The organism is Paenibacillus sp. FSL H3-0333 (assembly GCF_038002805.1).
Taxonomy (GTDB): domain Bacteria; phylum Bacillota; class Bacilli; order Paenibacillales; family Paenibacillaceae; genus Paenibacillus_AQ; species Paenibacillus_AQ silagei.
In genome coordinates, this window is the sequence record NZ_JBBODG010000001.1 from 6,254,366 (window position 1) to 6,269,255 (window position 14,890).

4 protein-coding genes are annotated in these 14,890 nt (G+C 42.5%); all 4 read right to left on the reverse strand.

Annotated elements, in window-relative coordinates; genetic code table 11:
- Positions 1 to 4: 4 nt before the first annotated feature.
- Genes MHH78_RS27630 through MHH78_RS27645 form a run of 4 tightly spaced genes read right to left on the reverse strand, consistent with a single transcriptional unit; the run spans position 5 to position 14,864 of the window.
- Positions 5 to 9,745 carry an RHS repeat-associated core domain-containing protein gene (locus MHH78_RS27630; RefSeq protein WP_341169526.1) on the reverse strand — a complete coding sequence of 3,247 codons (9,741 nt, stop codon included), beginning with the start codon at positions 9,743 to 9,745 and terminating at the stop codon, positions 5 to 7.
- 26 nt (positions 9,746 to 9,771) lie between these two features.
- On the reverse strand, positions 9,772 to 10,566 hold the full coding sequence (locus MHH78_RS27635; protein WP_341169527.1) for a hypothetical protein: 795 nt from the start codon (positions 10,564 to 10,566) through the stop codon (positions 9,772 to 9,774).
- 14 nt (positions 10,567 to 10,580) lie between these two features.
- Complete coding sequence (locus MHH78_RS27640) at positions 10,581 to 11,519, reverse strand: hypothetical protein (RefSeq protein WP_076083668.1); 939 nt, start codon at positions 11,517 to 11,519, stop codon at positions 10,581 to 10,583.
- Between the two features lie 21 nt (positions 11,520 to 11,540).
- A complete protein-coding gene (locus tag MHH78_RS27645) occupies positions 11,541 to 14,864 on the reverse strand; it encodes a fibronectin type III domain-containing protein (protein WP_341169528.1) in 3,324 nt (1,107 codons plus the stop codon).
- Positions 14,865 to 14,890 lie beyond the last annotated feature (26 nt).

Here is a 14,890-nt window from a genome sequence, read left to right on the forward strand (position 1 = left end):
CTCCTTACTTTTTTGAAGGATTTGGGACTTGTGTAAACTGACTTGATAAGCGCGCAGCTTCATTGTCATTAAGTTTTATGCCCCCAGGTGTATAAATACTAACATGATATGGATTAGTATTGGTAGGTGTTGCAATGACTTTATAACCTGCATCATTAAGCTTCCCTACAGAAACTACAGAAATTTGATTATTCTTTAATCCTGATGATAAGATTTCATTTGATACACCCATTCCTCCATTTGCTGATAACGTATTATTTTTCAGATCTAATTTTTGATTCGCTATTAAGTCTCCCGGTTTTGCTAAACCACCTCGAAGTATAATAGCATCTCCAGGCAACTCAACACCGTTTTTAAAAGCTCCATTTCCGCCTGGTGTTGCTAAACTTGTATTTCTCTGAGCACCAACCGTTCCCGAATTCGATAAATATTCATCCACCTTAGACTTACTAGGGCTTTTAGTGATACTTACCCTACTCTCACCTTGTGCCATTTTCTTTAAACTGAAACCACTGCCCGCCAGGTTTAAAGTAACGGTAGCATAGGCCTCCGCCAATCTTGGATCGGTGACCTCTTCCTTATACATTTTCAGCGCTTCACTTACAGTAAACCCTTTTTCGGACATATCGTAAGTGAAATTTAACATATCAACTGTTCCCATGGGGCCCTTAGCTACTTGAAGCTTGGCATCCTTAAGAATCTTAGAAGTAACAGTTCCTTTGTTTGACTTCACTGCATCAATAACATATAAGGATTTTTCCAGACTTCCCATATATGAAGCTGTATCCGCTATAAACTTCAGTTCATTCGCTGTAACCTCATACGACATCGCAAGTGAAGCAGCTGCACTGTCTGTGGTCACTTTGGTTGAATTAATCGTCCTGGAGGACGAGTTTACCGTTACCGTAAGATTTGTTCTTCCAATAGTCACACTATTCACAGTCGAATAAGTAATATTCCTTGCCCCACCTGAGGATACATCGGTCTTTTGTTTCCGTTCAGAATTCGTAGCACCTATTCCAACGCTTTGTAAAGTTTGCCTCCATTCCTTTTCGGTTGCATAGCCCTTTGATGTCCCTTGCACCACGATCTCAGTAATTCTTGCTGCTTGGAATTGCAAAGGAGTAACTACTGACTTATCCGCTGCCCCTGCTGTTGTTCTAACTGTTGTGGCTTGAGCGGAGATGGCCTTCTTCTCGGCGTCCGTCACAGCCTTATAATAAGCATTGGTTAACGCAATAATCTTCGCTTGCGCCTCAACATTTAACTTCTCATCACCCGCTGCCCAGTGGCCCGTTGGGTCCAGGAACAGGATTGGATTATTGTGCGCGTAAGTATACAGGTTCAGGCTTAATGGATTCGTATCTTCGCCCCGATAGCTGTCTTCGGATATGAATCTTGCCGTGTAGGGATCATAATAGCGAGCACGCAGATAGTATAATCCTGATTCTGCATCATAGAATTCTCCCGCATATTGAATAGATTCTGCATAGACTTCTATCGTTAATGTGCGGTTACCAAAGACATCATAATCATATTGGTTCTGTACTTCTCCACTAGCTGTTACTGTCTGTACAACATCGCCATGGCCATTGTAGAGATAGTAAGTATATTTCTCAGCCTGGTTCATTCTTGCAATATAATTGATCCCCCGGATGTAGCGGGTACTTAGCTTGCCGCTGCTATCCAGCTCCAGGATGACATGCTGCCGATCATACACATAATTGGTCTCTTTGGCGATATCCGGTGTTTTTGCACTCCGTACCGTTTTTTGAGTTCGGAGACCATCTCCATTATACGTGAACTCAATTTCAGATCGATCACCGGATTTTACGGTTACTGCTTTCTTCAATCGGTTGAAGCCATCGTAAGTTCGCGTCACCTTTTCGATGAACCGGTTATTTTCCTGTAGTTCACCCGCACCGTATGTTTCTCCCCCGGTTGACTGGTGCAGATCAGCAGAGTGCGGTTGAATATAACTGGTCCGCTGGCTGATCTCATTGCCCCCTGCATCATACAGATAATCCACGGTTTTGAGCAGAACCTCTTTGCCGTCTGCCCCATGCATCCGCTCTTCTAGCTTCATTAATTGATTACTGGAAGAGTATAAGTACTCTGCCTTCTTCAATTTATATTCGATAGCTTGTTGAGTTTTCGAACTTTTAAAGCTGCTTGGCTGCATAGAAGTATAGGTCTCAAGCATAGACTTACGGTTACCCGCTCCATCATAAGCATAGACGGTCGTCTTCCCTGGAGCTTCAATCTGCTTAATACGCCCAGCTTGATCGTATTTGTATGTGGTTGTACCGTAGCTATCAGACTTCGTCTCTTGTCTCCCGGCAGCATCGTAGGTATAACGGTAACGGGATACTTCAGAACCGTCCTTACGCTTATTGATTAAGTTAAGGATGCGGTTGTTCCGGTCATAGCTATATACTTCACTAACGCCATCTTCGTATTGCACTGCCGTCCGATTACCATTTGAATCATAAGTGTAGACCGTGGTATAACCATCATAGGTTAGCTGGTCCATCCTGCTTGATTTGTCATAATGATAGGCTGTTACATACCCTAGAGCATCTGTTATCTTAGCAAGATTACCAATATCATCATAAGAATAACCAATTTGTTTCTTACCATCCTTGGACAATTCTAATAACAGATTCTCAGAGTCATAAGTATAACTAGATGTCCCACTCTCATCAGTCATGCGAATACGATTACCTGATTCATCGTATCCATAGAGAACCTTATCACCAGTCTGTAGGACCTTGGTTTCAATTAACTGATTAAAGTTATCGTAAGTATACGTAGTATCATGCAGCATCTGGTCAGTCATCTGTACTTTGTTAAGTCCAAGATCATATTTATAACTAATTGTCTGATTGGAGGCATCTGTAATAGCCTGCTGAACTCCAAAGGCGCCATAACGATATTGGGTTAGTTTCCCCCGCCCATCTTTCATGAACAGCTTATTTCCTATACTGTCATAACCATAAGTAACTTCAACTTGTTCACCATCGGTGACTTTGATCAGACGCCCGGCATTATCATACTCATATTGAATGAAGTTGCCTAATGCCTCTGTTTGACTGACCATATCTCCATAGATATTGTATTGATATTTCGTAGTGAACTTGGAAGTTCCATTAAGAACTGCTAGCTCAGAATCGATGAATGCTACAAGCCGGTTAGCCAGATCATATTGATAGATACTTCCGTATTGAGCACTATCTGTACTTCCTGCAGCATATCCTTTGGCATCAATTTTTTTGGTAATATTACTGTTGGCATCGTAGATATTTTTGGACATCACTGTATCGTCAGGGTCTTTAGTTAAAATTAGACGATTCAGCTTGTCATAAGTGTAGGAAATAGTATGGCCTTTTGCATTCTCTTCCTGTATTTTATTTCCTGCCAGATCGTATCCCGATGTAAATTCTTTACCTTTTGTATTTGTAGTGACTGTTAAACGGTTATTTGCATCATATTTATAACGGGTTACTCCGCCCCGTTCATCCCTGCTTGTAATTTTATTTCCTGCTTCATCATATTCATACTGCTTATATACCGCAGTGTCACCCTTATACCGAATGAACTCCTCAGGACGGTTCAAGATATCATAAGTATAGTATGAGGTGTATAGTTTTCTGTTAGCAGTATCCGTATCCAGATAACCATAAGCACGCGGACTGATCTCCTGAACTTTGTTGCCTAATATATCATAGACATAACCAGTGGTCTGACGAATTTTCCCAGGCATATCTGTAGATCTTAGGGCAGTTCCATTAGGCAGGCTGGAGGCATCACCTACACTTTCTTCATCCAGCCAGTTTGTTTTTTGAGTCAATCTATTTTCCGAATCAAATTCAAAATCTTGCACATCCGTATGACCTTCTGATCTCAGGCTTTCCTGCCAGATCATATTCCCGTTCTTGTCATATTTTCTTGATGTATACGCTCCACTGTTGTCCGCAGTGTTTCTAACAAGATTGTTGTCATAGTAGCTGTAGGTTGTTTCACGTTTAGGAGAACCATCCTTTGATCCAGTAATTGTCTTACTAAGCAGATTCCCTAGTGAATCATAGCTATATTGTTCAGATAAATACACAATGTTTTTGCTGCTATCCATCTCTAAGGGGATTTTCTTCACAGTAAGCCGGTCAAGGGCATCAAAACTGAATAATGACAGACTCCCCCGTTTGTCTTTTTCAGAAACCAGATTTCCGTTAAGGTCGTACTTTTTTTCAATTGAATATCCGTAAGGATCTTTTATGGTTTTCTCTTTGCCAAAAGCGTTGTAACTGTAAGCTGTTGTTGCTCCTAGCGGATTGGTTTCTGAGATCTTTCTGCCCAGTTTGTCATATTCATATTTCACCACTCCTCCATCTGGATTGGTAACTTGAGCAACGGTGCCGTCTGGATTGACTTTATAAAGCGTGGAGTTTCCTCTAGCATCAGTTTGTTTCACCAAATGATCCAGCACATTATATTCATATTGCTTGGACACGCTCAGGGCATTGATCTCTTTAACCATTCTTCCTAAACCATCATAAGCATATGTTGTCCCTTTGGAGGACTTCATGTCTCCCTTATACCTTAAGCCGTCAACAAACTTGGCAACCTGGCCATTCAGATTGTACTGGATGTATTCCAGTCCGGCCCCTTCAGGAGAAATCTTTGAGATCCGGCGGTTCATCGTATCATAGGTATACGAGTAACCTTTCATTTGAGACAACTGGCCGTTCTTATCCTTTTCGGAGGAGTATTGATTAGGTAATATTTCTTTAGTCAGATTTCCAGCCAAATCATATACATATCTTGTAATTGCTTTATCTCCGTCACTTGATGGTGCAATCTTTCGCAGCAAGCGTTTCAGTGCATCATACTCGTACAGAGTAGCGACTCCTTTGGGGTTTGTCTCAGCAATCAAATTACCATTACTGTCATATTGATATTTTGATATTCCCTCCAGAGCATCTGTTTTCTTAACCATGAGCTTATCATAGTCATATTCGTATAGAGTCTTATTGCCTCTGGGATCGTTCTTACTCTTCATTTGATCATTTTTGTAGTAGGAATAACTCGTAACCGCATCTAGACGGTCCACATACTCATTGTCGAATTCTGCGCCAGCCAGATATTCAGAGCTTACATCAGCAGTCTTTATCAGCAATGTTGACTTGATTAGTCTTCCTCTGGAATCATAACTGAATCTTGTAATATCGTAGTTACCGTCACTTACTTTCTGGTAGCTAGCAACTACATTACCGGAGCGGTCATAATCATTTTTACTCTCTCTGCCGAATGGTCCCTTTACTGCGATTAACCGCCCTGCTTTATCGAAGATTTGCTCTGTTCGATTATTAGCGCTGGTATCGTTCACAGCACCACTCGAAGTATTCACCTTGTTCAGGAAACTTTCTTTGACCAGAAGATTAGAAGCCTCATCATAATCCATTCGGGTTAGCCGGTAGTTGGTATTCGTTTCATGTTTATTGATGAAGCTTTTCTCAGCAATCTGGTTTCCTGCCAGGTCATAGCTGTAATATGAGGAGTTGCCTTCTTTATCTACATGTTCTAAGAGCTCTCCTTTAGCCGAATACTTGAACATTTCTGTTGTAGCATCAGGATATTCGATCAAATACGGCTTGCCAAAAATATTATTATACGTTTTAGTTACATGCCCTAACTGGTCGGTACTGCTAACTTCCCATTTGCCGGTTAAGTCATACGCCATTTTAACCGTTGACCCGTCTGGATAGGTTAATTGTTGTAATCTTCCGCCCAGGTCGTAATTGAAGAGAGTTGTGTCTCCTGAACCAGTCGTTTCAACCAACACATTGCCTGAGCCGTCGTAGCTAAGACTTTTGGTGAATTTGCTTGTACCCTGTTGCTGATTTAGGTAAGCTGTTTGTGCGGATATTACCAGAACCGGCTTATCCAGCACATTATAACGATATTCTGTTCCTATAGACTTACCAGGATTCTCAGTATTGTATCCTTCACCATCAGCTTGTTTAATGAGATTGCCTCTACCATCGTACTCCTTGTAATCAACTACCTCTCTTGTTATCCCATCGTATGCAGTGGTTTTCACCAGACGGTTGAGTGCATCATATTCCTTCTCCATTCCCGGAGCTTCTTCCACAGATTGGTTATAGAATCTGGCATCCACCATCTTCACAACATTACCTGCCGGATCATATTGATAGCGGACAGTATTGCCAAGCGGATCTGTTACACTTGTTTTTAGAGCCATACCGTCATAGGTATAAGAAGTGGTACGTTCGGTTTCAGAAATAATAGAAGTTTCAGCAACCAAATTACCGACCTTATCATACTCATAACGTTTCTGTCTTGCCCCCTTAGCAGTAAAAGGAGACTTAGTGGTAGCAATTAAATTTCTATAGGTGTAGGTATTCTCTTCAGTATCGTAGCCTGTACCATTAAATATTTGTTTGTTTAAAAGGTTGCCTGCAAGATCATAAGTATTCTTCGTTTCGAATTGTCCCCGTTCTAATTCCTTACCGTCCCCAGCCTTCTCTTTGGAGACGCCAGATTCAAGTACAGGCCGTCCGGCAAAATCATACTGTAAATTACGGATCATCAGCCGATTGCCTGCAGAATCACCATATTCAACTATCTTTATTTTGTTTCCGTTCGCATCGTAATCATAATGAATATGAGTTGAAGCAGACTCCGATAACTTGGAGTATTCATCAGAGATTCTGTTTTGGGAATCATAGACGTAAGAAATATTAGATGATTCTTGATTTACACCCTTGAGGAAAGTCCCCACTGTTGTTTTGATAACATTATTTACAGCATCGTACTCATTTCTGGTGTAATAATAATCTGCAGATCCTGATTGTAATAATTTCTTAGCTGTATTTCTGCCCAGATTATCATAGGTCCACTCGGTGACTTTGCCTCCGGGGGCCTTTTCTCTAAACATCTGTCCAAGAATATTGTATTCATATTCTGTGGTGTTGCCCATAGCATCCGTTTGGCTGATCTTCCTGCCTTGTGAGTCATAGGTATACCGGGTGATATTTTGCTTCTGATCTGTTTCACTCAATAAGTTACCCACATAATCAAATGAAGCAGTTAATGTATAGAACTTTTGGCGATCTGGAGTGATTTCACGTTTCACCATCTGGCCCAGAGGGTCATAATAAGATCGCTTATCGTACCCCTCTTCATCTGTAACTGTCAGCATTAAAGGCATCAATAGATCATTATTATTTTGATAATTTAAGGTAAGCTTGCCCCTAAGCGTCTGGTCATTAGCGTAATAAGCCTTTTCTACAACCCTCTGATTAGAGTCATAGCTGAACCGGGCACTATGCCCGTTGGCATCAATCTCTTTCATTAAATTCCCAAAGGAGTCGTACTGCTTGACTGCGGTTGTATGCCACTCGTTATCTTTCCAAACTTTGGAGCTCAGCAAATTCCCCTGAATATCATACTCATTCAGATACTTGTAATTTCCCGCATCCGTGTACTGTATCTTGAAGTTGGCATACGGGCTTTCCTGATATTCGTACTGCATTGCCTTATTATCCGGCCTGATGTTCTTGAGTACACGGCCTACTGCATCGTATTGATACGATGTCTTGTTGCCATTCGCATCGATCTCGCTGACGATATTGCCGGTCTGCATATCATAGGCGTAGGTTTTGGCATAAGTCTTGCCATCCGCCTGCTGATATTGTTTGGTCAGGTAAGCCCCTTTGGTATTGGTGCCATTGGCGTCGATGCCATACTCATAGTGAGTGGTGAAATCCTGCGAACGGTCATGGGCCGTTTTACGGATTAGATTGCCATAGGAATCATAGGCGTAATCTGTGATTAACCAGGGATTCGCCGGATCATTTGTGGCTTTGCTCTCTTTGATTACGTTACCTTTACTATCCAGCTCATAATTGGTCTGAGCCGTTGTATTGGGGTTGAGCTTCCAGGTTTTCTGGGTCAGAATATGATATTTATTAATATCATAGGTAAATAGTTCGGTGTGTTCATTGTTCACCGGATAACCCTTGCTGTCACGTTCAGCAATGGGTCCGGTATGACTGGTCATATTGCCGTACTCATCATAACGGTAGTTCTCAATGCTATGAACCGGCTCACCTGTAGCCTGCCCGCCAGCCACTTGATAGATAAGGGTCTCCTGTTTCTTGACCAGCTTCAGCTCATCATGCTCACTGGTAACGGTCTCCTTGTGATTCTTGCCCAACTTCTCGGTGAGAATCATTTCCTGATTACCGTTGTATGTATATTTGATAGTGCTGCCGTTAACATCTGTGATGGTTGTGTAATAACGGTATGTATCTTTAAGATAAGTCTTATCATCCTGCTTATAGTCTGCGGTACCGTACCCGTCAGCTTCATTAGTATAGGTGTAGGTCTTCTTGTTATAGGTTTCGGTTATGAATTTATCCAGAAAGTTTGGTTTGGCAGGATCGAACCCTTTCTTGATCAGATCGTTACTCTCAAAAATCTTTCTGTACTGCATACTGCCTTCATTCAGCCGTCTGGTATACGTGTTATATACAAAGCGCTTCGCTTTATTGCTCTTCACTTCATCCACCAGTACAAGATTCTCGTAACGGGAATAGGCAGAATATTTATCTTTATTGAAATAGGTGAAGCCCAGATCCGGCTGTTCATACCAGAACATGAATTTCGGTTTGGCATCTGTATCATATACGCGCTGCAGTCGGGTACGTATAACATGCTTGGAGTCATTCACAAGCGTCGCTGATTTGTCATAGACAATACTTTTATCGCCCGGAAGATGGAGAATTACTTGGAACTTCTCTTTCAGATCTCCGGAATCCGTATTATTGGGGCTTTGCGATGCGTTGTAATAATTGCTTGCACTTACAGGAGAGTCGATGCTGGCAGGCCCTACGGTATACTTGACATCCTCTTTGTATTCAATCGTCGTGTCACGGCCCACGGAATCCGTAATTTTGGAGATCAGCTTCTTATTAATGGAATGACCATCCATGTAATAATTCAATGTCTCATACTGAAAATTAATAGTGTTGCCGTACCGGTCCACGATGCCCAAGATCCGGCCGTCTTCGGCGAAATAGGTATTCTTTCCATCCTTGCCTGTCATCTTGTACTTGGAGGTTCCGTCTGCTTGTCCATTTTGATAAGTGACAGCTTCACGGACTACCACATCTTTCACAGTCTGACCCTCCGGCAAAAATACATAGGCTCCATCTTGATTAGCAGGCTTAAGGCGATATACATCACCGCTGTCTGTATGCAAAAACTTATGGCTGGAGCCGTCCGAATTCACCTTCACTTCAATATTCGGGAAGGAGAAGCGCATCCCCATGCCGAGGTTATATCTATCCTCATAGAAGGAGGAGGTTTTGGCATAAGAGAAGGCTCTGTCTACCCAGGCTCCGTCTACATAATTCACTTCCATCTCTTGCACATTCGCTGTTTCATTCTTATAAATTCGTTTGAATTCAAGATCCAATCCGTTCTTGCCAGGCAGAACATAGTCCGTCTGAGTGATGGTTAGTGAACCACTCTGAGGGCTAATTTCGTCAACCGTTTCATTGGTTCTTAAATATGCCGGTGAGAGCATAGTGTTATACTTTTGTTTCGGCCCTACCAGATTGTTAAGTTGATCCTGTAAGGTCTCAGCACTTGCTGCCGGTAAGAAAAACATCATCAAGATAAAAGAAGCCAATGATATTCGAATACATGCTTTCTTCACAAAGCTACCCCCGTCTGCCTTTTAAATTATTCTCCGTACTTTTCCGTATAACTTTGGGCCATGATTATTTCATCTGCAATTCCTTGCGCGACTTTGGTAACTACAACTTTGGCAGACTCTCCAAGCTTCTGTGCCAATACAAAAGCATGTGTAACCTGCTGATCGGAAAGCTTGCTATTCCCAGTATATTTACGAACTTCTTCCTCTGTTATCTGAACTCTTGGAAACGTATTTCCGCTGTACAATACATTTTCCTGTTCAAAAACACTGCTCCATTTACCACTTTTCAGCTTCGCAGTCAGTAAATCTCCAAACAGCTTACCGGTTACGAAAGATAGTCTGTCAGCAATCATAATATCGTCAGAGGTTGCTCCTGGCACCTGCATTAGAAGTTCAAGCTCTTCTGATTCGAAGGATCTGGGGATAAATTCTTTATGTGTCTCACGGTATTGTGTGAAAAGCGCCTCCCAGGTCTTGCCTGTATTTCTGGCCCCCAGCATAGCAGTCCACTCATTCACATTACCGAAATTGTGGTATAAGAAGTCATAAGCGGTCAAAACAGCTGCACGGCTATAACCGCCAGCAACCAGTTGATCAATCTGCTTACGGTATGTCTCTTGAACACTGAATTCTTTCAGGAACTGATCATATGAACTCCGAACTACTTCAGACTGTACAGGTCCAGTATTCGTTTCCGGACTTTCTTCAGTCTCCGCCTTAGGAGTAACGGCCACCTTGGCATAGGCGAATACTCCTGCCTGGAACACCAAAACCAGAATGATGATTAAAGCTGAAGCTTGAATGACCTTGCGTTTGTTCATTCCTCTTAACTCCTCTATTTGTAATTAGGGTTCATCGCCTGAATCTCTTGTCTGACCGATTCACCCGGATTCTCCGGTCTTACATCCTGCACCGTAGGCGGATTAATATCCGGAATCAGTGACTCCTTGTCTTCAGTTACCATATTGCTGGGGTCATAGTCCTTCTCTGCAACTTTAAGATCAGGTGCTTCATTCCCCTGCTGTAATTGCTCTAGCATCCGCTTCTCCAGAGCGTCCAGTGTTACAATCTCACTCTCTTTGAGTGTGATCGTTTGCTGCTCTTTATTTTCCTGATACGTTTTGGGATCAGTGATATAGTCCTTGAGATTCAGCCCAATCTGAAGCGACAATAAATATTCATTCATTACGGCTTCCATGGAACCGAATTCCTGCTGCAAGGTAAGAAGGAGAGTAACAGCCTCTCCCTCATTAAATTGCTCGTTAATCGTTACATACGCAGACTGTAAATCCTCCTCAGCCGAACCGGATGGATCTGGGGATGCTTCCGGCTTCTCCACCATAGACTCTGCACTGCTGACAACTTCTTTTAACTGTTGCATAGTTCTCTCTGTCAGCATTTTAGCTTCCATGATCTCGTCATCCTGGAAGCCCTTCTGACGAAGCTCCTTAAGTAATTCCTCACCTAGACCCGCCTCATGCAGCAGATTTGAACGCCCCTGCTTGTCTTCAGTATTGTTCTCCGGAAGCTGCTGCTTTAAAGTCTCCGTAATTTCATTCCATGAAGAACCTGATTTTTTCATGGCTAGAATTTGTTTTGCTGCAACTCCGCTAAGGTTAGAGAGCTCTGCAGCCGTCTGCTCATCTAGTTGCTGCGAAGACTCTTGTACTGCTGACTCTCGGCTAAGCCTTGGAAAGGTCACAATGGCTGCTTCAGCCAGCAACACCACTATGATTGCTATGGATATATATCTGTATGTTCGCTTACGGATCATTACCATTCTCCTTCAATATCATCAATCTACAGTAATTTTTACGTTACTATCTCCAGTTATTTTTGACTTGAACGTGAGCGTAGTTATCTCTCCAGACCAAGAGGTTCCGGGGACAACATTCTGGTCGATCGAAAACGTGATTTTCCCGGCAGTATAAGTTGCAGTCAAGTTAGAACCGGCAATCCTGCCATTAGAGAGATCACTGGCCGGAGTGAAATCATATAAGTCGATCAATTCAAGCTCATCGGGATTATAGGTCACTACAAACTCCAGTTCACTGAAATCCTGTACATTCTGAGCCAGCAAAGTCAGACTAGCTTCCTTATCCTTCTTCACTTTAAGAACGTAATCCGGACTGGTGGTACTCTTCTGCAGGGAAGGGCTCCATGCAGTCACCCCTGTAGTATTCTTCGCTCTTACCCGGTACGTATGAGCGGTTCCTGAAGCAAGCTCGTTATGCAGATAGGTGATATTGTTGCCGACATCGATCGTCTTCCCGTCTACTTCAAGCTGATAGCCATTAGCCCCCTCCATCTTCTCCCAGCGCAATTCAATCGAATTATTTTGGGCAAAGCCCTCTATCTTGGAAGGGGAGTCAGGCAGGTTAGGGAGAGTAGAGAGCGCCAATACGGCCACCCAGTCTCCACGCTCAGTGCCTTGCTTCACTCTGATTTTATAGAGATGGTACTCTTCTGCTTGCAGACCGGTATGATTGTAAATGGTATCCGCACCGTTATCCAATACTTTGCCATCCACTTCTATTTCATATCGTGCATTCGCTGCAACAGTATCCCACGACAGGGTAATCGACTTGTTTGTCACTACCGCTACTACATTTGTTAAGGATTCTGTGTTTATTCCTGCAGGCATGGTAGCCATGGTTATCGGTTTCGACCATTCACTTGTTCCGCTAATATTAGCGGCTCTGATTCTATACGTATGCTTGGAATCTGCAGCGAGCTGGTCATGCACGAACAGGTTATCCTTTACAGTGATTATAGTTCCGCCATCCACTTCAATATCGTAACTATCCGTATGAGGAACGGTGCGCCACGATGCAGTAATCTGACTCTCATCCGCGGTCGTCATTATGTTCGTGGGCACATCCGGTATTTCCGGATGAGTGGTTACATCCAGAGGAGAGCTCCATTTACTTTTCCCGCCTATATTAACTGCGCGAATTCTATAGGTATGACCGCTAAGTGCATCTAATCCTTCATGGGTATAGCTGGTCAATTGTTTGTTGTCGATAATTAGCCCGTCCACTTCAATCTCGTAGCCGCTGGCCCGTTCCATCTCATCCCACTTCACAGTTACCGTATGAATATCCTGCACTGCTGATATCTTCGTGGGAGTCTCTGGCGGATTAGGCCATGTCTGCTGTACGGCAGGTACGCTCCATTCACTCACTCCTCCTAAGTTACCTGCTCTTACACGATAGGTATGATCCGTTGAAGCTTCCAGATCTTTGTGCGTGAAGGAGTTGAGGGTGCCGTTGTCTGTCACAACTCCATCGGCTTCCACTTCATACCGCGTAGCATGAGGAACTAAATCCCAGGTCAATGAAATGAACTTCTGCGAAGGAACCGTCAATAAATTGACAGGAGAAGCCGGCGGTTCGGGCAGTGTCATCTGAGTAAAAGCCTGACTCCAGCTACTCGTACCTCCTGAATTGATAATTCTAACTCGATAGGTGTGCTGAGTATTCGGTAATAATCCATTGTGAGTATAAGAAGTGGAGGCTCCATTATTGATAATTGCTCCCCCTGCCTCTACCTCATAACCTAATGCACCTGCTGATGGGGACCATGTTAGCTTAATCCATTGCTGTGAAGCTTCCGCAGTAATCCCTTCAGGTGCAGCGGCTAATGTAGTTCCGCTTGCCGGACCTCCGAACGCTGTCTCTAGCCCTTCATTATTCCTTGCCTTCACCTGGAAGGAGTACGAAGTATTTGCTGATAAGCCATGGATAACTACTGTCTTGTTAGACGGGGTAAACCATACAGGTGAAGAAGTAAGAGTACCGGACGAATTAATATACGTAGTACCCATCTGTATCAAATATTGGGTTGAAGCGGTGTTCAGATCATGAAGCTGCAGGAATAGAGAATTCTCGCCATTTTGCTGAAGAGATAGGGATGGAACTTGCGCTCTCGTATAGACATTTTGCTCATGGACTGCGATATTCCCTACTTTATCTCTCGCTTCAATCTTCGTATACAATGCGGTATTGGAGGTTAATCCTGTTGCCGTAAAGCTTGGATTTGTGGTCCAGCCGCTCGACTGACTTCCCACTGTGTAACGATAAGGTACGTTATCCAGCCCAGATACAGCATCTGCCGCTGTTCCCGATACTTGAACCTGTGAATCTGAAGAAATAATATTGATATTTCCAATCACAGGTGGTGATTTATCTACAACGATGGTAACCGAATTCTGGGTGGTGACTTTTCCGTCGCTGGCGGTAAAGCGGATGGTATGGCTGCCTTCGTATAGATTTGAAGTGTTTAATACGTTGAATGAAACAGTTTGGCCTGATGTTGTATTCGTTACTGCTTTAACCTCTCGAGGCTCTGTGTCGGAATCTAAATAGTATTTTATTTCAAGTTGATCCCCATTAGGGTCTGCAACTCTAACTAAGGGTATGAAATTGGAGCTTCCACTTATAAATTGATTGCTTGAATTCAAAATATCAAGGGTAGGCTCACTATTCGGAACAAGATCAATTTCAAAATTTCTTCTTCCATAAAATTCTTTATCTCCCTGCCAATTGTATCCATCACTAAAAGTTTTCGAAAAAAACGCACTCCATAATAGTTTTGTTGGAGGTTCATCTAACTCCATTTGAATTGGATTTATAACACCTGTGCTAGCATCAATAATTGCGTCAATAGTACGATAATTACTACTATGGACAGTTTCATAAGAGGCTTTAACCAGTTCATACGATAAATACCCATAACCGTCTTGGTTAGGATGTTTTAATTGCATCCGTGCAAACATATTAATAAATGTAGAAGTGTTATAATACATGGTGTCGGTATTGAGAGACATTTTTAAATTGTATTGAGCCGGAACTACTCTAAGGGACATTTTTTTTGTCAATTTATTATATTGAATATCAGTTATAACTGTCTCTTGAAAATCTCCGGATAACCACCCATGCGCATCATATGTAATAATTTCAGATTTCTCATACCAAGCAGGAATACGCACATCCGCATAGGAAACAATATCAGTATTTGAAGCCTTGACAACTTCATTCCCTGGAAACAATCCCGAAATAAGGATAATTAACATTAATGCCATGAAAATAGTAATAGATTTTAAGAATATATTTTTCATAGTTTTCCACTCTCACCTCTATAAAA

What these genes read in the sequence shown, in the direction of transcription:
- MHH78_RS27645 (WP_341169528.1), bottom strand. Translation starts at nt 14,864, where the DNA reads ATGAAAAATATATTCTTAAAATCTATTACTATTTTCATGGCATTAATG.
- MHH78_RS27635 (WP_341169527.1), bottom strand. Translation starts at nt 10,566, where the DNA reads ATGAACAAACGCAAGGTCATTCAAGCTTCAGCTTTAATCATCATTCTG.
- MHH78_RS27640 (WP_076083668.1), bottom strand. Translation starts at nt 11,519, where the DNA reads ATGATCCGTAAGCGAACATACAGATATATATCCATAGCAATCATAGTG.